Genomic DNA, 24794 nt, shown 5'->3' with positions numbered 1-24794 from the left:
TTTGGGTCACGATTAAGCATAAACCCATATAACCCTTTCAATATAAACACCACAGCGAATATAATATTTTGTATTTAGCAAACGGCAAGTTTTATTTTACTTTTTACCGGCCCATTCCCGCTCCCGTAGCTCAATACGCCTAATCTTACCGCTGATGGTCTTGGGCAAGCTATCCACGAACTCAATTTTCCGCGGGTACTTGTACGGTGCGGTTACCTTTTTAACGTAATCCTGCAACTCTTTTACCAGTTCATCAGAACCCTGGTAACCGGGCGCCAGAATTATAAACGCCTTCACCACTTCACCGCGCATTTCGTCCGGACTGGAAACGACAGCGGATTCCGCCACAGCCGGGTGCTCGAGCAGCGCGCTCTCAACCTCAAAAGGCCCGATCCGGTAACCGGATGCCAGGATAACATCGTCTGAGCGGCCCACAAACCACAGGTAGCCGTCCTCATCCTTAATAGCCCGGTCTCCGGTGCAATACCAGTCTCCCCGGTAAGTGGAAGCGGTTTTTTCCGGGTTTTTCCAGTACTCCTTGAACAGGCCCACCGGCCTTTCAGGCTTAACTTTTACGGCGATATCGCCTTCTTGCCCCGACGGTAAGATATTACCGTTTTCGTCGATAACTTCCACCACAAACCCCGGCGTAGGCTTACCCATTGAACCGGCACGCACTTCCAGGCACGGGAAGGTACCCGCCAAGCAGCAGGTTTCCGTTTGTCCGTAACCGTCCCTGATTTTCAGGCCGGTATGCTTTTCCCAGTAATCAATTATTTCCGGGTTCAGCGGTTCCCCGGCGGCCACCACGTGCCGCAGCGTCTTAAAGTTGTACTTGGAGAGGTCCTCCAGAACAAACATGCGGTAAGCGGTAGGCGGCCCGCACAAGGTAGTTACGGGGTATTTCTCCAGATTGGTCAAGGTCTTCTTTACGTCAAAACGCGGGGTATGGTGGACAAATAACGCCGCGCCGCAATTCCACGGGCCGAAGAGACTGCTCCAGGCCGCCTTGGCCCAACCGGTGTCGGAGAGGTTCCAGTGCAGGTCATCCTCCCGCAGGTCCAGCCAGAACTTGCCGGTCACATAATGCCCAATACCATAACTGGCCTGGGTGTGCACGGTCATCTTGGGATAACCGGTGGTGCCGGAGGTGAAATACAGAATAGCGTTATCGTCGCTGCGGGTATTGACTGTTTCAAACTGATCCGACGCCGCGCTGACGACTTCTTCGTAATTGGTCCAACCTTCCTTTTTGTCGCCCACCAGAATAAAACTCTTCAAAGTGGGGCAATCGGCGCGCACTGCATCAACCTTGGGCGCGTTGTCGTTATCCGTGATAATACAGACCGCCTCTGCAGAATCAAAGCGGTATTTAAGGTCTTTCGGGGTAAGCTGGGTGGTGCCGGGGCTGATTACAGCGCCCATCCGCAGGCAAGCGATATTGACCTCCCACCATTCAATCAGCCTGGGCATGATCACGATTACAACATCGCCCTTCTTGACACCCTGTTCCGACAACACATTGCACAATTGACGCGATCTTTGGCAAAGTTCGGCAAAAGTTTTTTTCACTTCATTTCCATCATCGTCGACCCACCACAGGGCCAATTTGTTAGGGTCCTGCGCCCACTTATCCAGCACATCCCCGGAAAAATTAAAATACTCAGGAACATTCCACTTAAACTCTGCATAAGTCTTGTCGTAATCAACCATATTGTGCACCTGGCTCATAAAATCCCCCTTTTTTGCTAAAAATAATTTTTTTAGAATACGAAAAATGCCGGCAGCCTATCTTGCTGCATTTTTCTTATAATTTACTATTGCAAAATATTAGCCACTTTTCTGACAAATTGTTTTAATGGTAGATTAGACACGTTAAAAAGCCGTTTATTATAGCTAACGGTTTATTATGGCAATTAATCGGGGGGCATTGTTAATTTATGAGCATAACCGGAGTTTGGCTTCATAGAAGACACCAGTGTAAACAATAGTTACTATGTCCATTACACTTTAAGCTGTTTCAACGCTTGCGTCCTTTTCCCTCCCTAAAGCCCTTGTTGCCGCATCGCGCAATTTATATTTTTGAATCTTACCGCTGGCAGTGGTGGGATACTCATCAATAAACATTACAAAGGCCGGTATTTTATGGCGGGCTATTTTACCTTTGCAAAATTCTTTGATTTCTTCATCGCTGGATGTTTCACCGGGTTTCAATTGAATAAAGGCCACCACCTCTTCCCCGTATTTAATACTGGGCACGCCGACTACCTGCACATCTTTAATTTTAGGATTGGTATACAAAAATTCTTCGATTTCCCGCGGGTAAATGTTCTCACCGCCGCGGATGATCATATCCTTCAACCTGCCCGTTATCTTGCAGTAGCCCTTTTCGTCCATGACGGCCAGGTCGCCGGTATGCAGCCAGCCTTCGCTGTCAATGGCCGAAGCGGTAGCTTCCGGCATGTTATAGTAGCCCTTCATCACATGATACCCGCGGCTGCAGAGTTCCCCCTGCACCCCCGGCGGCACTTCTTCACCGGTCTCCGGATTGACGATTTTGACTTCCACGTTGGGCAGCGCCCGGCCCACCGTGCTGACTCGCAATTCAATGGGATCCGCTGTTCTGGTCATGGTTATACCGGGGGACGCTTCCGTTTGACCATAGGTAATGCAAATTTCACTGGCGCCCATTTTATTGACCACGGCCTTCATCACCTCGATGGGACACGGGGCGCCAGCCATGATACCGGTACGCAGGGTGGAAGTATCATACTTGTTTTTCTCCATTTCCTCCAGCTCGGCTATGAACATGGTAGGCACGCCGTGCACCGCGGTGCATTTGACCGCTTCAACAGTCTCCAGAACGGCTTGGGCGTTGAATGACTCCACCGGGGCCATGGTGGCTCCGGAAACCACACATAATAATGTACCCATTACGCAACCAAAACAATGGAAAAAGGGCACCGGAATACACAAACAGTCATCCGGAGTAAAATTAAGGCACTCAGCCTGGCTGTAAGCATTGCCGATGATATTGGTATGCGTTAACATGACCCCCTTGGGAAAACCGGTGGTGCCGGAGGTGTATTGCATGTTGATGACATCATCGGGCTTGAGCGACTCCTCCCGGGCTTGCAGTTCCTCGTCGGAAATTTGCTTGGCAAACTCGTACAAATCGTCCCAATTGAACATGCCGGGCATTTTTTCTTTGCCAATATAAATCACGTTCTTTAACTTGGGCAACCGGGCGCTGTTTAATTTGCCGGGCTCACAGTTTTTAAGCTCGGGACACAATTCATACATGATGTCTACATATTCATTGGGCTGCTTAACTCCGTGCACCAGGATTATGGTGGTGGAATCCGATTGCTTTAGCAAATACTCCAGTTCAAAGGAGCGGTAGTTGGTATTGACCGTAACCAGTACGGCACCCATCTTGGCGCTGCCGAACTGGGCCAACACCCACTCCGGCACGTTGTTGGCCCACATGGAAATGTGCTCGCCTTTTCGAATGCCCATGGCCATCAGACCTTTGGCCACCAAGTTGCAAATATCTCTGAATTCACGGTAATTATATCTTATCTCCCGTTTATGATATACCAAGGCATCATTATCACCCAGTTCCCGGGCCATCAATTCAATCAGTTCACCAATGGTAGTTTTACCTATTTCAAACTGCGGCGCCTTCATCGAACAACCTCCCGTCAAAAAGTATTCCGTCCTCGCGGCGAAAAAAGAAGAAATGTTTTTTATTTTACAATATTCTGAATCTTGTAATTATTTATTCCAAACCACCCCCTCGCAAAGGGAAAAATAATCAATACCAAAAAACATCATTATTCAGTATTATATAAGACGTTCCCTTTTCCCTGCTTACCCTTCCCGTTTTTTCCATATCTTTGATCAACTCATTGACAAGTTGCCCGGGTAGGCCGAAATGCTCGGCAATATCCGTTTCGGTATGTTTTTTAAGCGCCAACAGCTTTAGTATGGCCTCCTTGGCCGACGATTTCTGACTGCGATTCGGCTTGCCCGAAACCGGGATGTAGTCTTCTTTGTATTTGCGCACTCCACCCATCGGGAACCCCCTGGCACTCGGAGTATCAACAACCCAAAGCCCGGGCGATAACTAATCGCTGCACCTCCGAAGTGCCTTCGCCGATTTCCAATAATTTAGCGTCCCGCAAATACCTCTCAACGGGAAACTCTTTCATGTAGCCGTAACCGCCATGAATTTGAATCGCCTCCAGGGCGGCCTTGGTGGCCATTTCAGAAGCAAATAGTTTGGCCATCGACGCTTCCTTTGAATATGGCAGGCCGTTATCCTTCAACCAGGCAGCCTTGAGACACATCAACCGGGCCAGTTCGATATGTGTGGCCATATCCGCCAGCTTGAACTGGATGGCTTGAAACCTGGATATACTTTGCCCGAATTGCACCCTTTCCCGGGCGTACTTTAATGAGGCGTCAAGACATGCCTGGGCAATCCCCACCGCCATGGACCCGATCGCAACCCTTCCCCCGTCCAGAACCTGCAGAAATTGTTTAAAACCTTCGTTTAACTTCCCCACCAGGTTCTCCCTGGAAACGCGCACGTTATCAAAAAACAATTCCGTAGTATTTGAACCATGTAACCCTAATTTCTCATAACTGGACCTTACGGTAAAGCCGGGCGCATCGGTGGGTACAATTATGGCGCTAATCCCTTTATTGCCCCGACTTTTGTCCGTTAACGCCGTAATGGTTACAAATTTGGCGTAGCTGGCATTGGTAATAAAGCACTTACTACCGTTAATGACCCACTCGTCCCCATCCAGCACGGCGGTTGTTTTGGTGCCGCCGGCGTCCGACCCCGCCTCGGGTTCGGTAAGTCCGAATGCACCGATGCTTTCCCCACGACATAGCTGGCTTAAATATGTTTTCTTCTGCTCTTCCGAACCGAAAAGATAAATCGGCATGCAGCCCAGGGAAATGTGCGCTTCATAAGTCAAACCGGTGGACGCACAGGCGCGGGTGATTTCTTCAACCGCCAGGCAGTAACTTACATAATCAGCGCCGGCCCCCCCGTATTCTTCCGAAAAAGGCAGTCCCATCAAATCCATTTCGGATAATTTTTTTATTATGTCCACGGGGAACTCGCCGGTCCGATCAATATCGGCCGCCCTGGGGGCGATTTCCTCCTGGGCAAATTCAAAGACCACATCCCTGATCATTTTCTGATCCTGGGTTAAATTGAAATCCATAGTAACCCCTCCCGCAATTTGTTTGAGTTTTCTTAATTTGCAAAAACAATCCCCTTACGATTTTTCACGCCCCCAACGGTTAAATATCAATCTCCAACGGTCATATATCTCGCCGAGCGACAGGTTGTTACCATAACCACCGTGATTTGCCCGAAATAATGTATACCTGTTTTTACAATTTCTGCGCCGGTCTGTTAATAAAAAGAAAGACTTGCATTAATCGCAAGCCTTCAAGTAAATAATTTAGAGCATGATGTAAAAATAGATGACACTGTGTTTAAGTCAAATTATATTTAACCAATTTTTTATACAACCCTGGCCTGGAAATACCCAGAAGTTGTGCCGCCCTGGCCTTATTTCCCTTACTGTTCATCAATGTTTGCAGAATGACCATTTTTTCGGTCTGGTTCATAATTTCTGATAAAGTTTGCCCTTCATTGAAAGATAAGGTGAACCCTTTTTCTTGTTGATGAATGTTATCAAGCCCCCGGCTGCTGTCATCTTCCTCAAATATATCAGCTATATGCTGCGGCAAGTGCGCTTGGCAAATGGTATTCCCATCAAGCACATTAAAAGCCCGCTCAATGGTATTTTCCAACTCCCGCACATTTCCCGGCCAGGAATATTTTTGGAAAGCGGCCTCCACTTCCGGAGTCATCCCGGTAACCCGCAGACCGAACAGCCGGTTAAATTTTTTAATAAAGCTATGGGCCAGATCTATAATATCCTCTCTTCTTTCCCGAAGGGGTGGGATGGTTAAATTGACTACATTCAAACGGTAATATAAATCTTCCCGGAACTTTTTGTACTTTACCATGTGTTCCAGGTTGACGTTGGTCGCCGCCACCACCCGGACATCCGAAACCTTAACCTCACCGCCGCCCAGCTTTTGAATTTCTTTTTGTTGGATAAACCTGAGCAATTTGGCCTGCAAGGCAAAGGATAAATCCCCTATTTCATCCAGGAATACTGTTCCACCGTTGGCCAACTCCAGTTTGCCAACCTGGCCGCCCTTTTTGCCGCCGGTGAAAGCCCCTTCTTCGTAACCGAAAAATTCCGATTCCAGTAAGGTTTCCGGAATGGCCGCGCAATTAATCTTAATAAAAGGACCCGACCTGCGCAGGCTGGCGGCATGAATGGCCTGGGCAAAGAGCTCCTTACCGGTGCCGCTTTCTCCCGTGATCAAAATGTTTGAATTACGCGGCGCCACTTTAAGCAGGGTTTCTTTCAAATCAATCATCTGGGGGCTGTTACCGATGATGTTGTCCACGGTGAATATGACATTTAAACCGCCTCTGGACGCCGGCTGCTTTTTTCGCCTAATTCCATCTTCACCGGAAACCATGTCCCGCTCCGGGTTTAAAAAAATTAGTTTCGCTAGAGCTCCCTGAATGCGCCCGTTTTCTTTAATCGGTATATAGTCACCCCAAAAACTGCGCCCGTCAATGGTATCGATTTTACCAAACTCAGGCGCTCCGTTTTGCACAACCTTTAAAAGCCTGCGCAGGCCGCTATTTTTACAAATATCCGCCAGCCGCCTGCCGATCAATTTATCCGGATAAGTTTTAAAAGCCGCGGCCAATGTGGTATTTACCTGCTGGATGACGCCGTTTTCCCCAATCACCAGCAGGCCCTCGTTGCTGTTTTCAAAAATGGTGTTAAGAATTTTTTCAGCGGAATAATCCATATTGCAGGCTTTGTCCGCCGAAACATCCGTGGTCTCCGGATAAAGCACCCGCACCACCTCGTTTAAATATTTAGATTTGTTTAAATATTTTATCAATTGCACTTGCAAAATGCACAGACCAAAAAGCAGGCTTTAAAATTGTTTATCACCTTGTGGCGCTTTAATTCTGTGGCTTTTGCCCTGTGTCACAAGTGGCTACACTTTTTCGTTTACAATGGTAACAGCCCGGAAGTAAAACGACAATGTTGGCCATACATAGAAGGAAAACAGGATTTTTTAGCGAATAATAAATGCAAATCCTGGTAGAGGTTGTGAGTTTCTTGCCGAATAAAGCCGTAGACATTAAGGGAACCAGACAAGGTCTGGTCATTTTATTGGATGCCAACCGGGATTTTGAAGATATCAAGGCCGGGTTGAAAAATAAAATGGAGTCGGCACGCGGATTTTTTACCGGCGCCAAGTTTACGTTGCATGGCGAAAAAACACTTTTCCCGGCGGAAATAAATGAACTGGAAGCTATTTGCAAGGCATACGGGCTTATTCCCAACCCCGATGCCCGCTGGCCCCTGGAGCAGCTTCCCCAAGCCACGCCCGGAACAGCCAATAAAAAAATAGCGTTGCCCGGAGAACCGGCGCTTTTGGTCAAGCGCACCCTGCGTTCCGGACAAATCGCAGCGCATCACGGCCATGTCACGGTGCTGGGTGATGTCCACCCGGGAGCCAGGGTGGTGGCCGGCGGCAACGTAATCATTTTCGGCAACTGTTCCGGTCATGTTCATGCTGGCGGTGAGCGAAACCGCCAGGCATATATCCTGGCAATGTCCATGCGCCGCGCCCAATTGAAAATAGCCGATAAGTTGCTGATGGAGACCCCCGGGCACTTGCCCGGCATCCCCGTTATAGCCAAGGTTATACGGAACGAAATTGCCCTGTCAAGGTATATAGAGAAATAACCGGACGGAAAGTCCGGTTATTTCTCTATATACCTAACGGCCGCCAACAGGCCGGTGATGGTTTTAGCATCACATATTTCATTGCTTTCAACCATTTGCAAGGCTTTTTCAAGCGGTATTTTGATTACCTCAATAAACTCGTCCTGGTCTGGATTCTGATTGTGTGCCGTTAAGTCATACGCCAGGTATAAATGGATTTGTTCGGTGCAAAAACCCGGCGATGTATAAAACCGGTACAAATCACGCCAGTTACCGGCCCGGTAACCGGTTTCCTCTTCTAACTCTCTTTGGGCACATTCGAGCGCCTGCTCACCCGGTTCTATTTTGCCCGCAGGTATCTCCAGCATTTCTTTGCCGGCCGGATAGCGGTATTGACTGACCATCAGCACTTCCCGGTTTTCCGTGACCGCCACCACCGCCACCGCGTCGGCGGAGCCCACCACCTCCCTGGTCCCCGGCCGCCCGTCGGGTAGCAGTACATCATCCCGGCGCACGTTTATAATTTTCCCGTGAAAAACCGTTTCCGAAGTCATAGTTTTTTCCGTTGCCATTACACATCCTCCAGATATCAGATTTGGGCGATCTTCTTCATCTCCCAGACGGCCAGCCCGGGTAAAAGCGCATAGTCTTCAGTATGCAAATGGCTCGGCGCCGAAGCGTCAAACAAAACATTGCCCGAAGGGGGAAATTCATCGTCCCCTTCCCATAATACAAAGGTAATCGGTATCTTGGGCAGCACCGGCACCGTGACCGCCACGTCCCCCATGTTTTCCTCCCACCCGCCCAGCTTGGCCGCCGCTTCCTTCAATTTCCCGGTACGGGCAGCGAAAATGCCTACCAGCGGCTTAATGGCCCGGTTGTTGAACGGCCCTACGTAAATAGAGCCACTGGGCAATTCGGCAAACGCCAGCTTGGTTCCTTCCACCGCCCTGGGCCCGCAGTGGGTTAGATAATGCAATAACACCACCTTATAAGCCAGCGGCACTTCCCCCTTTTCATCACAGTATTCCACCTCCCCGCCGGGAAAATATATGCGGTACTGCTTGCCTAAAAAGGGGACGGTAAAAAAAGAACCCTCCTCACAAAATTGCACCAGGGCATTATCGGCCACGACGCCGGGCAATACCCGGGCAAAGTCCTCTTTGGCCTTTTTATGGGCCGGGTCCAAGTTTATCTGGGCTGTCATGACAATGCCTCCTTAAACCTACGGTAATTATTTAAAGTACATTGTATAACACTTGCAGACGTTATTCCAAGCATATATTACCATAATTTTGTTGCCGATTTCCCTAAAAACCCTTATAACCCGGCCTTTATAATTTGTTGAAATTTGCAAAAGGATTTTTTTAAATAAACAAGAAATATATTTTTTATTGACATAAATATGGTTATAACCGCTACCCGCCTTAATAATATATTTAATAACGCACCCAAGCAGGAGTGTAGGAGCATGCGCATCGGTATTCCCAGCGCTCTATTTTACTATGTATACTTTCCCATGTGGAAAGTCTTTTTCGAAGAACTCGGCGTGCAAGTAATTACTACCGGAAAAACCACCCGGCGAATGCTTGACAGCGGCGTGCGCGAAGCACTGGCCGATGCATGCGTACCAATCAAGGTTTTTTTCGGACATGCGTTGGCCTTGAAGGGCAAAGTTGACTTTTTATTTATCCCGCGGATTGTCTGTTTAAATAAAAAAACGGTTTACTGCCCCAAATTTCTGGGCTTGCCGGACATGATCCGGCATGGACTGGCCGACATGCCGCCGGTTATCGATGTGCGCATAGACAACCGTGACCGTAAAAATGGCATATTCTCAGCCTATTACGCAGTGGGCAAAATGCTCAATGCCAGCCCGCTCAATATTATTAGGGCTTACCTGAAAGCCCGGCTGACCCAGCTAAAATTTCAAAGGGTATTAAACAGCGGGCTGCAACCACTGGAAGCCATGGATGTTATTTTTAAGGGGAAAAAATATCAATCGGTTAAACAACCGGGACAACTAACCTTTGCTTTAGTGGGCTACCCTTACGCCATTCACGACCCGTACATCAGCGTGGGCGTAGTGGAAAAGTTACGGCAAATGAGTGTGCAGGTTCTAACCCCGGACAATGTTCCGCCCGGCAAGTTAAATTGGCAAAAACATGGCTCGGGCAAGCGCATGTTCTGGACGTTCAGCGAAAGAACCCTACGGGCGGCCGCGTATTTTGCGCGACGCAGCGGCGTGGACGGCATCATTCATCTCACCGCATTTGGCTGCGGACCAGATTCAATTGTTGACCGGTTCATTCGATTCAATAACAAAAACGGCGGTAATATACCCTTTATGAGCCTGACCATTGATGAACACAGCGGCGAAGCCGGCATAGGCACCAGGTTGGAGGCGTTTGTCGACATGGTTAAAAGAAAGAAAAGGGGTGACCGGTAGTGCGCAAGGTAACATTCCCGCATATGGGTGAATCTTACCGTACCTTTAAAATGCTGTTAAATGACCTGGGCAATGAAGTAATCTTACCCCCTCGCCCCAGTCGCCGGACGTTAAACCTGGGCGTGCAAAACACACCCGAATTTGCCTGCTTTCCTTTAAAAATATTAATGGGTACATATTTGGAAACCATTGAAATGGGTGCCAACGTAATAGTCACCTCGGGCGGCGTCGGGCCATGCCGGGCGGGGCTTTACGCTGAATTGCACAAAAAAATACTGCACGACCTGGGGCACCCCGTGGAAATGATCGTATTTGAACCGCCCAGACTATATCCCTTTAATTTTATTCGTAATGTTTACAAACTGAACCCCTGCCGCCTGTCCATCAAGGCCATTATTGAGTGCATCAAAAGGGCCTGGCGCAAGTTGCAGGCCCTGGATAACGTGGAAAAGGCCACGCATATCATCAGGCCCCGGGAACTAAAACCCGGCGCCACCACCAAAACATATAAAAAAGTGCTGGAATGGATTGACAAAGCCTATACCACCCGGGAAATCATCGATGCTGAAACTGCGGCGTTGATTGAACTGGACAATATCCCCCGGGACCCGGAACGGCTGGTTTTAAAAGTAGGTATTGTGGGAGAGATTTACGTCCTGCTGGAACCGGCCAGCAACCTGGAAATTGAAGAAACTCTGGGCAACCTGGGCGTGGAAGTGGAACGGTCCATGTTCCTGACCGGGTGGACCCGGGACAACACCTGGAAGGAAACCGTTGAGGGGCTGACCGTAAAGGATGCCGCCAAGCCATACCTGCCCGAATTAATCGGTGGCCACGGCAGAGATTCCATCGGCAATACCATCCTTTATTCCAAGCGTAATTTTGACGGAGTTATTCAACTGGCACCCTTTACCTGCATCCCGGAAATAGTGGCGCGAACCATTCTGACCTCTGTCAGTCGCGATTATAATATCCCCGTGCTCACCTTTTTCCTGGACGAACAGACCGGAAAAGCAGGTATGACCACCCGTTTGGAGGCGTTTGTCGATTTACTGCGGCGCAAAAAGCTGCAGGCCCCGGACAATAAACTACTAACCGCCAGCACCTTTTAAACCGGACAATTGTACCATTTTGCAAGGAAGTGACTTTATGAAAGCCTACCTGGGAATAGACGTGGGATCGGTAAGCACGAACATTGTAGTGCAGAACGAGGCCGGAAAAATAATAACCGGCCTTTACTTACGGACCAGGGGCCGCCCGGTGGAAACCATCCAGGCCGGCCTGAAGGAAACAGCTCGGCTGCTGCCCGAAAACACGACCATTTGCGGCTGCGGTACCACCGGCAGCGGGCGTTACCTGGCCGGGGTCATGGTGGGGGCTGATGTCATAAAAAACGAAATCACTGCCCATGCGGTGTCTGCCGCACATTTCGTGCCGGAAGTGCAAACAGTGCTTGAAATAGGCGGACAGGATTCAAAGATAATCATCATCAGGGATGGCATAGTAACAGATTTTGCCATGAATACAGTTTGTGCGGCCGGCACAGGATCTTTTTTAGACCAGCAGGCCTCCAGACTCGGTATTCCAATAACCGATTTCGGTGAACTGGCCCTACAATCGAACAACCCGGTACGCATTGCCGGGCGCTGCACCGTGTTTGCCGAGTCGGACATGATCCATAAGCAGCAAATGGGCCACCCGCTTAAAGATATTATTAACGGACTATGTGAAGCCCTAGTGCGCAACTACCTGAACAACGTCGGCAAAGGTAAGGACATTTTGCCACCGGTCATGTTTCAGGGCGGGGTGGCCGCCAACGCCGGCATCAGGTCCGCATTTCAAAGAGCGCTGGACATGGAAATTCTGGTGCCCCCGCACCATGATGTCATGGGCGCCATCGGGGCGGCCCTGCTGGCCCGGGAAGAACTGGGCATAAGCAAAAGAAGCACCAGATTTAAAGGTTTTGCCATTACCGAACTGGCTTACCAGACCAGCAGCTTTGAATGCGACGGCTGCCCCAACGCCTGTGAGATTGCCGAAATTTACGAAGAAAACCGCGTTATCGGTCGCTGGGGCGCCCGGTGTCCCCGGTGGGATATCGTATAGGAGGTTAAAGCGTGACAGAAAACGACCTGAAAATATTAGCCGTTTTTTTTAATGCAACCATCATCATCATCATGCTTGTCTCGGGCATCTGGGTGGGCGTGGATGCCCGAAAAAACGGTCGTTCACGGGCCGAGTCGATAATCTGGGGTTTTTTTGCCGGCTGGTTTCTCATTATCGGTCCTATTTTTTATTATTTTTTCAAAAGCAGATTTTATAAATAAAAGCGCGTTTAAATCAGTTCCCTCGGCGCGCGCTTTTTAATACTTTTATCCTTAGCCCTTGCCGTATATATGGCAGGGTATAGTTTAAAGTATAAATAAACCGCTGCCCGGGCGGTTATTTTGCTGTACGACATATGTCAATGATCGTAAACAAAGATAAAATTTTTTCTGAAATAACATAACTTTAAAAAATTTTTAAATTGGGCGGCCGTTTTATATTACTTTGCCGATTTTGCTGCTCAAGGCAGGAAAAAATAAGCCATTGCGGAAGCAACCGGCCGCACCCACACTTTGTGGCATAAATCTTGCTTAAACATTTTACAAATTGCATATCGCATTTGCTTTGTAGGGAGGTGGTCCTGTGTCCCGACCCCGGTTAACCAAGGCTTTGGTTCAGGTCTATACAGGCAACGGTAAGGGCAAGACAACAGCATCCCTCGGCCTGGCTTTAAGGGCCGTTGGTCACGGATATAAAGTCTTTATGATACAATTCATGAAAGGAAGCAAAGATTACGGCGAGCTACAGGCTGCGGAAAAATACTTACCTAACCTAATTATAGTCCAGAGCGGCCTGGAAACCTTTGTCAGCAAGGAAAATCCCGCCCGGGCCGATATCGATCTGGCCAAACGGGGACTGGAAACAGCCAAAAAAGTGATTGACGAAGGGCATTACGATCTGGTCATTCTTGATGAAATCAATGTCGCCCTTGATTTTAATTTAATTGACCTGGAAGAAGTGCTGGAAATCATAAAAAATAAGCCGGAACACGTTGAACTGATCTTAACAGGTAGGTACGTACCCAGAAAAATTATTGACCAGGCCGACCTGGTAAGCGACGTGACCCTGATCAAGCATCCCTATTATCAGGGAGTTTCCGCCAGGCAGGGGATAGAATATTGACGGATAGGCGGGTGTGGGAGCATGTTGGAGGTTTCTAAACTCATTCAGGGTGATAAGCGCACAGCTGCTAAAATAATTACACTTATAGAAAACGATGAGCCGGGTAAACATGAACTGCTCAGCCAGATATACCCTTATACGGGCCGTGCCCATGTGATAGGCGTAACTGGAGCACCCGGCGCGGGTAAAAGTTCGCTGACCGATGAACTGATTAAACAAGCTCGGAAAAATAACCTAAAGGTCGGTGTTATCGCGGTAGACCCCACCTCACCGATATCCGGCGGGGCCTTGCTGGGCGATAGGATCCGCATGCAAGAACATGCCCTGGATAAAAATGTATTTATCCGCAGCATGGGTACCAGGGGGTGCTTGGGCGGCCTGGCCCGGGCCACCAAGGATGTGATCAAGGTACTGGACGCCTATGGCTGCCAGGTGGTGCTCATTGAAACTGTCGGTGTCGGCCAGAGCGAACTCGATATCATGCATTACGCCGATACCACCCTGGTGGTGCTGACCCCGGAAGCCGGCGACCACATTCAGACCATCAAAGCGGGCATTATGGAGATAGCGGATATTTTTGTAGTAAACAAAGCAGACCTGGGCAACACCAAAAAAATGATTACCGATATAGAACAAATGCTGGATATGAGCCCCCGGTTTAAAAACGGTTGGCGTCCACCGGTACTTATCACCAGCACCCTGACCCAGGAAGGCATTGCCGAACTCTGGTCGACGATCGGCCATCACCTGGCGTCTACCAGCGCAAGCGGTGAACACCAGGAAGTCGTGCGTAAAAGGTTGGCCATGGAAGTGATGGAAATGGTTGAAGAAAACCTGCGCAATGCATTATGGAATTATTTTACAGTAAAAAACAACCTGACGGAACTGATAGATCAACTGGCTGATCGCCATACAGACCCGTATTCGGAGGCGCAAAAGTTTGTCCGGGAAATATCAGATAAAATTTTTGGAAAGGAGCATTGATATATGTCTGGGAATAAAATTGATGAAATAAAAGCCACCCGGGAAAAATGGCTGACTCAAAGGAGTAAAAGGAAAGACCGGGATATAAACTTTGATACGGTTTCCGGCATGCCGGTACAGGACATTTACACCCCGGAAGATATTAAGGGTTTTGATTACCTGCAAGACCTGGGCTTCCCAGGTGAGTACCCCTTTACCAGGGGCGTACAGCATAACATGTACCGCGGCCGTCTGTGGACCATGCGCCAGTTCGCCGGGTTCGCCACCGCCGAGGAATCCAACCAGCGCTACAAATACCTGCTGGAAAAAGGCCAGACCGGCCTCAGTGTGGCCTTTGACATGCCCACCATCATGGGCTATGACAGCGACCATCCCCGCTCCCTGGGCGAAGTCGGCCGGGTCGGCGTGGCTATAGACAGCTTGGCGGACATGGAAACGTTGTTTGACGGCATCCCCCTGGATCAGGTCAGCACGTCCATGACCACCAACGCGCCGGCGTCTATACTGTGGTGTATGTATATCGCCACCGGCGAAAAGCAAGGCGTCCCCTCGGAAAAATTAACCGGCACCATTCAAAATGATATTTTAAAGGAATACATTGCTCAAAAATCATGGATTTTCCCGCCGGAACCATCCATGCGTCTGATTACCAATATTTTTGAATACGCCGCCAGACACGTGCCCAAGTGGAACACCGTTAGCATCAGCGGCTACCACATTCGCGAAGCGGGATCTACAGCCGTACAGGAACTGGCTTTTACCCTGGCGGACGGCTTTGCTTACGTGGAGGCGGGCATCGCGGCCGGTTTGGATGTGGATGATTTCGCCCCCCGGCTGTCGTTCTTCTTCAATTCGCACATTGACTTTTTTGAAGAAATTGCCAAGTACCGCGCCGCCCGGCGGATCTGGGCCCGGCGCATGAAAGAAAAATACGGGGCTAAAAATCCCAAGTCCTGGCTGCTGCGATTCCATACCCAGACCGCCGGCTGCAGCTTGACGGCTCAGCAGCCGGAGAACAACATCATCCGTACCGCCTACGAAGCTCTGGCAGCGGTTCTTGGCGGCACCCAGTCGCTACACACCAACTCAATGGACGAAGTGCTGGCTCTGCCCACTGAAAAGTCCGTACAAATTGCGCTACGTACTCAACAGATCATTGCTTATGAGACAGGCGTAGCCAATGTCATCGACCCGCTGGCCGGCTCTTATTTCGTGGAAGCATTGACCAATAAAATGGAAGAAGAGGCGGAAAAGTATTTTGCGGAAATCGAACGCCGGGGCGGTGTGCTGGCGGCCATAGACCAAAATTTCTTCCAGCAGGAAATCGCCGACGCCGCCTACCAGTATCAGCGGGCTATCGACAAGAAACAGCGCATCCAGGTAGGGGTCAACGAATTTATCAACCCCGATGAGCAAATGGATATTGAAATCCTTACCATTGACCCCGCCATTGAACGCAAACAAGTGGAAAAAGTGCAAAAACTGCGCCGGGATCGTGATAATATCCGCGTGCAAGAAACCCTGGAAGCGCTGCGCAAAGCAGCCGAAGGTACGGAGAACATGATACCCTACATCCTTGAATGCGTCCGGGCTTACGCCACCGAGGGCGAAATTGTGCAGACCATGCGCGAAGTATTCGGTGAATATAAGGAAAAACCTACATTCTAAATTGATATACAAAGGAGGTAAAATCATGGCCAGGAAAATAAGGGTATTAGTCGCCAAACCCGGACTGGACGGCCACGACCGGGGAGCCAGGGTAATCGCCCGCGCGCTCAGAGACGCCGGGATGGAGGTAGTATATACCGGGTTGCACCAAACCCCCGAGCAAATAGTGGAGGCCGCCATCCAGGAGGATGTAGATGTAGTGGGCTTGTCCATCCTCAGCGGCGCGCACATGACGTTGTTCCCCAGGGTTTGCGAATTACTCAAAGAAAACGACGCGGGGGACATTGTAGTGATAGGCGGGGGCACTATCCCGGAAGCGGATGTTAAAACCCTCAAAGAAGGTGGCTGGGCCGCCCAGCTGTTCACTCCCGGCACGACCATAGAAACCATCGTGGACTGGATCAACGCTAATGTCAAGGTGAATTAGACCCTAACCGCCCGGGCGCCCCCGGGCGGTTTGTATTAATCTAACAGCTGCAGCCGGTGCCTTGTACGGCGGAAAGGTCCCTTTCTTTGATGTCCCGCAGGCATTGCAGTGCAAAATCCACTTCTTCCAGGGTATTGAAATAAGAAAAGCCGAATCGCACCAGCTTGCTGTCAAAGGTGCCCAGCGTACGGTGCGCGTCGGGGGCGCAATGTAGGCCGGCCCGGCAAGCAATGTTATACCACTGATCCAGAGCGCTGCCTACCGCCTCAGTATTCTTTCCTTCCAACAGAAAAGAAACCACCGGCGCTCGTTCCACCCCCTTACCTGGCCCGAATATTTTTACTCCCGGAACCCTTTCCGCTTGTTCGATAAACCTGCGTACCAGCATCGTTTCATGTTCCCTGATTCTTTGGATCCCGGTTTGCTTGATGAATGCAATGCCGGCGCCCAACCCGGCAATACCCACCGAATTCAACGTACCGCTTTCATATTTTTCCGGCAGCAAGTCGGGCTGGCCGGGCACTGCAGATTTGCTGCCCGTCCCCCCTTCCCGAAAGGTTTTTAATTTTACACGCTCCCCCACAAACAGTGCTCCGGTTCCCGGCGGCCCCATCAACCCTTTGTGGCCCGGCATGGCCAGCAAGTCTATATTCATGTCCCGAACGTCTATATCCAGAATACCGGCAGTCTGGGCCGCGTCCACGATAAATATTACATTAGCATCCCGGGCCAGCCCGCCTATTTCTTTAACGGGCATGATCGTGCCGGAGACATTGGAGGCATGGGTCATAATGACGGCCCTGGTATTGGGCCGGATGGCCCGTTCCACTTCTCGGTAGTCCAGGGACCCGTCAGGGGCGCAGGGCACTTTGGTAACCTCTATTTTTTCCAGCAGCCCGTAGAGCGGCCTGGTTACCGAATTATGCTCCATGGAGCTGGTGATCACATGATCACCGGTGTCGAGCACGCCTTTGATGGCCATATTCAGGGCATCCGTGGCATTGAGGGTAAATATCACTCTGTCCGGTTCGGAAATATTAAATAAAGCAGCCACGTCCTCCCTGGCGGCATCAACCAGTTTGCCGGCTGCCAGCGACATTTTATGACCGGACCGGCCCGGGTTGGCCCCGGCTTCCTCCAGGCAGCGGCGCATTGCTTCCATCACTCCCGGGGGTTTGGGCCAGGAAGTGGCCGCATTGTCAAAATATATCACAACAACACCTCCAGCTTAGTAACACAACAGTATTATTTATTGTTGTAATATCACTTCAGCTTTTATACCCAAAAAATAAAGCGCCGCCGGGCGCTTTACCAGTATACAAAGTAATATAAGCAATGAGTGAACTTTTATTCCTGGATCAACCCCCGTTGCATCATTTTTTGTTTAACGGTGGGGTAATAATCCAGGTTGGTATGCGGCAGGAACTTACTGCCGACAAACCTGTTCATGAATTCCTCCTTGGCGTTGAGTTCAAAATAAGTTATACTGCGGGCTATTTTCTCCACTTCCCGTCTGCTGGCATCGGATATCAACACCAGCCTGGCCCCTTCCCCGGAACTGTTCCCCAGGCGAATCATATGCTCCCGAGGTAGGTCCGGGTAAAGACCGATAATGATGGCTGATTCCAGATTCAGATACTGCCCGAAAGCCCCGGCGGCGTAAAAGGTGGTGATATCGGTCAATCCACAGCCCACGCCTTCCAATAATGTTTCCAGGGCCGCGTTGACGGCACCTTTGGTGCGCATCAAATTATCTATATCGGTTTGCGTAAAAGTAATATCCCTGCCGGTAGCCGACTCAGCCGCCGGCACAACTACAAATTCCCTGCTACGGCTCCTGAATTTACCCGCCCGGTCAATGATGCCGGCCAGCAATAATTCCGCCAGGCAGTCCACCAGCCCGGAACCACATATGCCCACCGCCTTTTGCCCGGCTATTGTCTTATAATTAACGTCCTTGGTCTCCGGGTCTATGCGCACCTGGTAAACCGCCCCCGGTTCGGCCCGCATGCCGTCGTGGGCGACGTCACCTTCCAAAGCAGGGCCGGCCGCCCCGGCACAGGCCATCAGCCATTCCTCATTTCCCAAAACCATTTCCCCGTTGGTGCCGATATCTACAAAAAGGGCCAATTCCGGCTTTTTGTGCAGCCCGCTGGCCAATATGCCGCCCAGCACATCACCGCCCACGTAGCTGCCCACGCCCGGCAGGCAATATAATGGTGCGTGGGGGTTGACCTGCAGACCGATATCACTTACTTTAAGGTAACCGGGCAGGTTCACCACCGGGATATAAGGAGCCTGGCAAATGCGGGAAGGGTCAAGGCCCAACAACAGGTGAATCATGGTGCTGTTGGCACCCACGGTTACGGCGCTGATTTCCCTTCGCTCAACTCGGCACTTTTGCGCCAGGCCAAGTATAATCTTATTTAATGTCTCCACCACTGCGTCTTGCAATTGCTTACAGCCCCCGGGCGTACCGGCCAGATAAATCCTGGTCAAAATATCCATACCATATTGTATTTGCCCGTTGTAATCCGCCTCTGTGGCCATAATTTGACCAGTAGACAGATCCACCAGGTAACCAACTACGGTAGTGGTCCCCAAATCCACCGCCAGACCGTAATGACGCGCCATCCGGTCGCCGGGCTCAATATCAATGACTTGCCACACTGCGCCAAACCGGGCCAGGGTGGCGGTGACCCGCCAATCTCCTTCACGCAGCGCTTCCCCTACTTTATTCATCATCTTCAGCGGCACCGTCACCTGGTCGCCACAGCAGGCGCGCAAAGAATCCACAAGCCTGTCTACATCAGCCTGGTTGTTCAATAAACTGGGCTGCTCCAGTTCTATGTAAACCTTTCGGCTCATGGGATCTATATCTACATCTACCAGAACGCGGTTTTGCAAAATAATGTCATTATTTTCGGTCAAAGACAATTGCATTGTCACCTCTTTATCCGGTTAATGATTTTCAGTACTGACAATCAATTAAAATTTTTTTATATTTTAACTATACCATACTAATATAAAACACAAAAGAGATACCAATCCGGTATCTCTTAAACCGCCTGTTGGGGGTTTCTTTTCAATCTGCCGAAGAGTTTCGCTGCCAGTCGTACCACTGGGTGCGCCAGCTGCATCTCCAGCGCCTTGTATTCTTTTTTAACCTTGGCCAGTTCTTGCTGGGCCAGGCGCAATGACTTGTTCAACCTATCGCTTTCGGCCATGGCATGTTTCAAGTCGGCGCTCAAGGTATTGATTTCCTCGCGCCAAATTTTTTCCTCCTGGTCGGAATTCCCTTTCCATCTTTCTAATTTTTGCTTCAGTTCAACAATTTCGGTCTGCAGTTCGGCAATTCTTTCAGCGTGTTTTTCTTTCATCTCCAACAGTTTAGCCTTATTTTCCCGGTCCCGTTCCTTATACTGCTGCAGTTTGGTGAACATTGATTCCAGACTGGATTGGTTTTTCTCCAGCATATCCTGCAGCCTTTCATTTTCCGCTTCTTTGTCCCGGGTCCTTTTAACCCAGAGGCGGCACTGGTATAAAATGCTGTTCGCCTTTGCTTCCAGTTTTTGTAGGTGCTCCTTGTAACGGTATATTTCTTTCTTTCTCAAAGCCAGCAACAGATCTTTTTCAGCCATCTGGGTGGCCATTTGCTCGTACCGGTTCATTTCGTCATGCCGCAAAGCCAGCGCAGCAGCGGCCTCCCGGTGGGCCGCCGACACTTCCGCCAGCTGTTTCTGCAAGCCGGCATTTTTACGAACCCAGCGCTCCCGATCCCGGTGCCACCTCTCCCGCTGTCTTTGCAGTGCCGCCAGGTAGCGCTTCAAAATGCGATCGTAAATTACTCTGGCCTCTGCATTATAATACCAGACCCCTTCCCCGATCTGTTCAAAGAAAGGAAATTTATGCAATACTTCCTTGACTTCTTGCTCGCCTGTAGCGCGCCAGGCGCTTACCACATCACGTAACTGCTTGAGCGAAAGACCGGTGGGATGCAGCTTTAAAGCCTTGACGACCAGGTGTTTCAGGGAATAATGGCCGGTTTCCACTTCCCACTCAGTCAACCCCCAATAACCGTTTTCCAGTTGAATAAACCGGCCGTCATTAATCAGCTCCGCATGTTCTGCAACCGGCTTGCGTTTTTTCTTTTTATTGCCGTTTTTAGTCAGTTCGTTCAAACTGAGGGGTTTTTGCTTTTTCAGCAACAGGTTGTAAAATTGATCATTATCCCGGTGCCCTTCCAGGTCCAGGGACCATATGTAATTTTTGTCGCAGGAGAAACATTTGTGTTGCTCCAGACATATACGTACCTTTTCTTCCACCTGCTCCCGTGCATAATCCGCCAGCATTTGCCTGTGCACATAGGGCGCCAATTCTGCAACCGTTAATGATTCAAAGAAAAACAAGGTTTTTTTCAAAACATCCGTCAGGGAGTGCAATTTTCCACTCAACTAAAAACACCACCTCTAACAAATTTCCATATTTTGTTTATATATATTATTTCATGATTAATTTTCTATATCCTTCCTTTGAATAAAAATTTTGCATTTTTTTCTTGACGGAAGTTCGAATTTTTTAAATTTATTCTGTTCAAGAATTATAACAACCAGTATAATTAGATAAACAAATTGTTGTTATATTTAGAGGTGGTTATCATTGGACTCAGCCAGCCATTCATCAAACTTAAAAAGACATGATGTAACGGAGGATCAGATTGTTATTGAAGGACCGGTGGAGCCGGCATATTTAGCCAAGCTGAATATGTCCGCAGACCTTAATGTTTTCCGGGAAGCCCCCAAACAACACCGAGCTTTAATTGACATTGCCGGTTCCAGCGACGGGCTGGTTTACATCATCCGCAACCGGAATACCATTATCGGTTATGTAACTTTTCACGAGCCGGATAAATACAGCCGCTGGTGCAAACACCCCAACATTCTGGAATTGGGAGCCATAGAAATCAGTCCGGCGTGGCGCAAGCATAAATTAGGCAAAAAGCTGCTGAAATACGCCTTCTCCAATCCCGTTATGGAAGAAAAAATTGTAATCACCATTGAATTTTGCTGGCACTGGGATCTTGATCATACCGGACTGGATATCTGGCAATACCAGAAAATGTTAAGCAAGCTTTTCGGGAGCGCAGGATTGGTGCGAGTCGCCACCGACGATCCCGAAATCCTGGAGCATATCGCCAACGTGCTAATGGCCCGCATCGGGTCCAGGGTATCGGAAGCAGACGTACAAAAATTCGAAGACATGAAATTTCAGGGCACCAGTATTTTCAGTTAAAAAAGCAAAAAGGGGACAGGCCGTAAAAGGGGACTGGCTCCGATTCGTTTTGTGAATCGGTGCCTGTCCCCTTTTTGCGGCCTGTCCCCTTTTTACTGCCCCGATAACCGGGGCTGGTTGATACTATAATTATCGCAGGCTGTAATTGGGCGCTTCCTTGGTAATGACCACGTCGTGGGGGTGGCTTTCGCGCAATCCGGCAGGGGTAATCCGTACAAATCTAGCGTTTTTCTTGAGTTCCTCAATGTTGGCGGCGCCGCTATAGCCCATGCCGGCCCGCAACCCGCCAATAAGCTGAAATACCGTATCTCCCAGCGTGCCTCTGTATGGTACCCGGCCTTCCACCCCTTCCGGAACCAGCTTTTTCTGATCCTCCTGGAAGTACCTGTCCTTGCTGCCCTCTTTCATCGCCCCCAGGGAACCCATACCACGGTAAACTTTGTAACTGCGTCCCTGGTAAATCTCCATATCGCCCGGGCTTTCTTCCGTCCCTGCCAGCAAACTGCCCAGCATAACTACATCAGCGCCGGCGGCGATAGCCTTGGTAATATCACCGGAATACTTGACCCCGCCGTCGGCTATGATGGGAATATCATGCTTGGCCGCTTCCTGGGCGCAGTCGTACACCGCGGTAATCTGCGGCATTCCGGCGCCGGCCACCACTCTGGTGGTGCAAATGGAACCGGGGCCGATACCGACTTTCACCGCGTCGGCGCCGGCTTGAATCAGGTCGCGCGTTCCTTCCGCGGTCCCAACGTTACCGGCCACAACCTGCATTTCCGGATATTTATTCTTTATTTTTTCAACTGTATCCAGAACACCGCGGGAATGCCCGTGAGCGGTATCTACGACTATAACATCAACTTTGGCGTTAACCAGCGCCTCGACCCGATCCATGGTATCGGCGCTGACACCGACGGCGGCGGCCACCAGCAACCTGCCCCGCTCATCCTTGGCGGACAGGGGGAACTGGCGAGCTTTTTCAATATCCTTGATGGTGATAAGACCCCGCAAATTAAAATCATCATCCACAATGGGCAGTTTTTCAACTTTATACTTTTGCAGTATTTCCTTGGCTTCTTCCAGAGTGGTCCCCACCGGCGCGGTAACCAGGTTATTCTTGGTCATTACGTTGCCGACTTTTTGATTGAAATTTTTTTCAAAACGCAAGTCACGGTTGGTTAAAATACCCACCAGTTTACCGTTCTCCGTAACCGGAACGCCCGAAATGCGATAGCGTTCCATGAGCACCAGCGCCTCGTTGATGGAACTTTCCGGTGATAAGTAAATAGGATCGGAAATTACACCGTGTTCCGATCTCTTTACCCTGTCCACTTCCAGGGCCTGGCGTTCAATGGACATATTTTTATGGATTACGCCAATGCCGCCTTCCCGGGCCATAGCGATGGCCATGCGGTACTCTGTTACCGTATCCATGCCGGCGCTGATTAGGGGAATGTTCAAGCTGATCTTTTTAGTGAGGCGGGTGGAAGTATCCACATCGCGGGGCAAAACTTCCGTAGCCGCCGGTATTAATAGCACATCGTCAAAGGTTAGTCCGGTTTTACTGAATTTTTCGGGATAAATGTCCCCTCACTCCCCTCTTTTTCGGATAATTTTTTTCAATAATATATTTGTTTATTATAGCACAACGTCCGGAAATAAGGGGACCTAAATTCTATACATTAAAAAAAGTTTTTCCCGGCTTCCCGAAGCGGCAATCCAATACCACCCGGCATATATAGAATCAGTCCTGCTAATCCTGGCCCATGATATGCCCCAGACCGTAACGCATGAAATGATCCCGCAGGTGATAGATCAGCTTTTCCGTAACATCAAACTCCTCAGCCATTTCAGCATCGGACTTGCCGTCTTTCAGCCCGTCAATAAACTCGTCAAATTCAATACCCACTTCCTCGGTCTTAAACTTTAAACTGGGTTCTGTACTCCATGGTACTCTGGAACGAATATATTCTTCCACTGGCGGAACACTCCCTTTTTTCAACTTATTGTGTCCAGCCGGCAGAATCATTATCATACCTTGTCCTTTATGGGAATAATTTCTAAGTAAACCACTACATTCTCGGCTATGACCACCAGGTTGACTTTTAGCTGGATTTTATTTCCATCAACTTCCATTTCCCGATTATCCACTATGCGGGGAACCAACTGATAATTAATCGTTTCCACTTCCTGCCCCGAAATTATTTTCAGCCATTCGCGCACTTTTTTTTCTACGGTCAGTTCAATAGTGCTTCTTTCGTACTCTGAATAATCGCATTCCTCGCTGAAAGCAACGCGCGTGGTTATTTTGGATATCACCCGTTTGTGAGTGGTTTTACTGTTTTCCCGGAGTTGCTGCAATTCCTTTTCCGCCACCTGCAGGTTATCCTGCAAAGCCCGGTTTTCAATATACAGAGCATCCACCTGGCTGCCTATGGAAATTCCCGTCAACGCTGCCCCGGTAAGGGCACCCAGAATAAAAACGGCCAGACCGAAAAGCAGCCGTTTCATTGCCCCTCACCTGAAAGCAGCAACAGCAGGTAATAACCGGTCTGGGTGCCGGCCAGGGCGCTGATGATATAGATCAGCTGCTTGATGACCGCCCGCACCTCACCCTGAAAAAGGCCGGATTCCAGCACCTCGAAAGTTGAAAACGTCCCGCCGATAGCGGCAACGATGGCCCATATTTTTATCTCCCTGGCCAGCTTCAACATGGTGCTGACGGGAGGCTCTTTGACCATTACGGCCGCCAGGGAACCCACCAGCGCAGCACCGAGAATTATGCCCAAGGCGGTACAAAAAATCAATACCGTTTTATTTACAAACGTTTCCATAGCCATACCTTCCCTTTCAGACGAATCACCTAAAACACCGGTCCCCG

24 protein-coding genes are annotated in these 24794 nt (G+C 49.6%); 10 read left to right on the top strand and 14 right to left on the bottom strand.

Annotation, left to right across the window (positions count from 1 at the left end; genetic code table 11):
* Positions 1–96: 96 nt before the first annotated feature.
* The 5 genes from BM299_RS06030 to BM299_RS06010 all read right to left on the bottom strand — a co-directional run bounded on the left by BM299_RS06030 (position 97) and on the right by BM299_RS06010 (position 6978).
* Positions 97–1731: an AMP-binding protein gene (locus BM299_RS06030; RefSeq protein ID WP_092482557.1), complete on the bottom strand. Its 1635-nt coding sequence runs from the start codon at positions 1729–1731 to the stop codon at positions 97–99.
* Between the two features lie 279 nt (positions 1732–2010).
* Positions 2011–3690 (bottom strand): AMP-binding protein, encoded by a 1680-nt coding sequence (locus BM299_RS06025; protein ID WP_092482556.1) that lies wholly within the window; start codon positions 3688–3690, stop codon positions 2011–2013.
* A 127-nt stretch (positions 3691–3817) separates the two neighbouring features.
* Complete coding sequence (locus tag BM299_RS06020; protein ID WP_092482555.1) at positions 3818–4078, bottom strand: helix-turn-helix domain-containing protein; 261 nt, start codon at positions 4076–4078, stop codon at positions 3818–3820.
* A 25-nt stretch (positions 4079–4103) separates the two neighbouring features.
* Entirely contained in the window at positions 4104–5243 is a 1140-nt protein-coding gene (locus BM299_RS06015) for an acyl-CoA dehydrogenase (RefSeq protein WP_092482554.1), read from the bottom strand.
* Between the two features lie 277 nt (positions 5244–5520).
* Positions 5521–6978: a sigma-54 interaction domain-containing protein gene (locus tag BM299_RS06010; protein WP_131820611.1), complete on the bottom strand. Its 1458-nt coding sequence runs from the start codon at positions 6976–6978 to the stop codon at positions 5521–5523.
* A gap of 272 nt (positions 6979–7250) precedes the next feature.
* Between BM299_RS06010 and BM299_RS06005 the strand changes: the two genes are divergently transcribed.
* On the top strand, positions 7251–7883 hold the full coding sequence (locus tag BM299_RS06005) for a septum site-determining protein MinC (RefSeq protein WP_165608203.1): 633 nt from the start codon (positions 7251–7253) through the stop codon (positions 7881–7883).
* Between the two features lie 17 nt (positions 7884–7900).
* Here the strand turns inward: BM299_RS06005 and BM299_RS06000 are convergent, their stop codons facing one another.
* Positions 7901–8434: an NUDIX hydrolase gene (locus BM299_RS06000; RefSeq protein WP_092482551.1), complete on the bottom strand. Its 534-nt coding sequence runs from the start codon at positions 8432–8434 to the stop codon at positions 7901–7903.
* A 17-nt stretch (positions 8435–8451) separates the two neighbouring features.
* Positions 8452–9069, bottom strand: a complete 618-nt coding sequence (locus tag BM299_RS05995) for a DUF3786 domain-containing protein (protein ID WP_092482550.1) — start codon at positions 9067–9069, stop codon at positions 8452–8454.
* Positions 9070–9333: 264 nt separating this feature from the next.
* Here BM299_RS05995 and BM299_RS05990 point away from each other — a divergent pair, with 264 nt between their 5' ends.
* The 8 genes from BM299_RS05990 to icmB all read left to right on the top strand — a co-directional run bounded on the left by BM299_RS05990 (position 9334) and on the right by icmB (position 16618).
* Complete coding sequence (locus BM299_RS05990) at positions 9334–10311, top strand: acyl-CoA dehydratase activase-related protein (protein ID WP_092482549.1); 978 nt, start codon at positions 9334–9336, stop codon at positions 10309–10311.
* Positions 10311–11423, top strand: a complete 1113-nt coding sequence (locus BM299_RS05985) for an acyl-CoA dehydratase activase-related protein (RefSeq protein ID WP_092482548.1) — start codon at positions 10311–10313, stop codon at positions 11421–11423. The genes BM299_RS05990 and BM299_RS05985 overlap by 1 nt, the downstream gene beginning before the upstream one ends.
* A gap of 37 nt (positions 11424–11460) precedes the next feature.
* The gene (locus BM299_RS05980; protein ID WP_092482547.1) at positions 11461–12417 is read left to right on the top strand and encodes an acyl-CoA dehydratase activase; all 957 of its coding nucleotides are present in this window, start codon (positions 11461–11463) and stop codon (positions 12415–12417) included.
* Positions 12418–12428: 11 nt separating this feature from the next.
* The gene (locus BM299_RS05975; RefSeq protein WP_092482546.1) at positions 12429–12638 is read left to right on the top strand and encodes a hypothetical protein; all 210 of its coding nucleotides are present in this window, start codon (positions 12429–12431) and stop codon (positions 12636–12638) included.
* A gap of 361 nt (positions 12639–12999) precedes the next feature.
* Positions 13000–13539 (top strand): cob(I)yrinic acid a,c-diamide adenosyltransferase, encoded by a 540-nt coding sequence (gene cobO, locus BM299_RS05970; RefSeq protein WP_092482545.1) that lies wholly within the window; start codon positions 13000–13002, stop codon positions 13537–13539.
* A gap of 21 nt (positions 13540–13560) precedes the next feature.
* On the top strand, positions 13561–14523 hold the full coding sequence (gene meaB / locus BM299_RS05965) for a methylmalonyl Co-A mutase-associated GTPase MeaB (protein ID WP_092482544.1): 963 nt from the start codon (positions 13561–13563) through the stop codon (positions 14521–14523).
* A 3-nt stretch (positions 14524–14526) separates the two neighbouring features.
* Positions 14527–16191, top strand: a complete 1665-nt coding sequence (locus tag BM299_RS05960; RefSeq protein ID WP_092482543.1) for an acyl-CoA mutase large subunit family protein — start codon at positions 14527–14529, stop codon at positions 16189–16191.
* Positions 16192–16216: 25 nt separating this feature from the next.
* On the top strand, positions 16217–16618 hold the full coding sequence (gene icmB, locus BM299_RS05955) for a coenzyme B12-dependent isobutyryl CoA mutase small subunit (RefSeq protein ID WP_092482542.1): 402 nt from the start codon (positions 16217–16219) through the stop codon (positions 16616–16618).
* A 40-nt stretch (positions 16619–16658) separates the two neighbouring features.
* On the opposite strand, the gene BM299_RS05950 is transcribed toward icmB, so the two are convergent.
* From BM299_RS05950 to BM299_RS05940, 3 genes are all read right to left on the bottom strand, one after another.
* Positions 16659–17831 (bottom strand): aminotransferase class V-fold PLP-dependent enzyme, encoded by a 1173-nt coding sequence (locus BM299_RS05950; protein WP_092482541.1) that lies wholly within the window; start codon positions 17829–17831, stop codon positions 16659–16661.
* Between the two features lie 134 nt (positions 17832–17965).
* Positions 17966–19561, bottom strand: a complete 1596-nt coding sequence (locus tag BM299_RS05945) for an ASKHA domain-containing protein (protein WP_092482540.1) — start codon at positions 19559–19561, stop codon at positions 17966–17968.
* Positions 19562–19677: 116 nt separating this feature from the next.
* Positions 19678–21072 carry a coiled-coil domain-containing protein gene (locus BM299_RS05940; protein ID WP_092482539.1) on the bottom strand — a complete coding sequence of 465 codons (1395 nt, stop codon included), beginning with the start codon at positions 21070–21072 and terminating at the stop codon, positions 19678–19680.
* 205 nt (positions 21073–21277) lie between these two features.
* Between BM299_RS05940 and BM299_RS05935 the strand changes: the two genes are divergently transcribed.
* Positions 21278–21910 carry a GNAT family N-acetyltransferase gene (locus BM299_RS05935; RefSeq protein WP_245779669.1) on the top strand — a complete coding sequence of 211 codons (633 nt, stop codon included), beginning with the start codon at positions 21278–21280 and terminating at the stop codon, positions 21908–21910.
* 129 nt (positions 21911–22039) lie between these two features.
* Here BM299_RS05935 and guaB read toward each other — a convergent pair whose 3' ends face one another.
* The 4 genes from guaB to BM299_RS05915 all read right to left on the bottom strand — a co-directional run bounded on the left by guaB (position 22040) and on the right by BM299_RS05915 (position 24747).
* Positions 22040–23497 carry an IMP dehydrogenase gene (gene guaB / locus BM299_RS05930; RefSeq protein WP_092482538.1) on the bottom strand — a complete coding sequence of 486 codons (1458 nt, stop codon included), beginning with the start codon at positions 23495–23497 and terminating at the stop codon, positions 22040–22042.
* Between the two features lie 169 nt (positions 23498–23666).
* Positions 23667–23891, bottom strand: coding sequence for a hypothetical protein (locus BM299_RS05925; RefSeq protein WP_092482578.1), 225 nt, complete (start codon positions 23889–23891; stop codon positions 23667–23669).
* 53 nt (positions 23892–23944) lie between these two features.
* The gene (locus BM299_RS05920; RefSeq protein WP_092482537.1) at positions 23945–24424 is read right to left on the bottom strand and encodes a sporulation membrane protein YtrI; all 480 of its coding nucleotides are present in this window, start codon (positions 24422–24424) and stop codon (positions 23945–23947) included.
* Positions 24421–24747: a YtrH family sporulation protein gene (locus BM299_RS05915; RefSeq protein WP_092482536.1), complete on the bottom strand. Its 327-nt coding sequence runs from the start codon at positions 24745–24747 to the stop codon at positions 24421–24423. The genes BM299_RS05920 and BM299_RS05915 overlap by 4 nt, the downstream gene beginning before the upstream one ends.
* Positions 24748–24794 lie beyond the last annotated feature (47 nt).

The organism is Desulfoscipio geothermicus DSM 3669 (assembly GCF_900115975.1).
Taxonomy (GTDB): domain Bacteria; phylum Bacillota; class Desulfotomaculia; order Desulfotomaculales; family Desulfallaceae; genus Desulfoscipio; species Desulfoscipio geothermicus.
The sequence above is the reverse complement of the archived record's forward strand: the minus strand, read 5'-3'. Positions and strand labels throughout refer to the sequence as shown.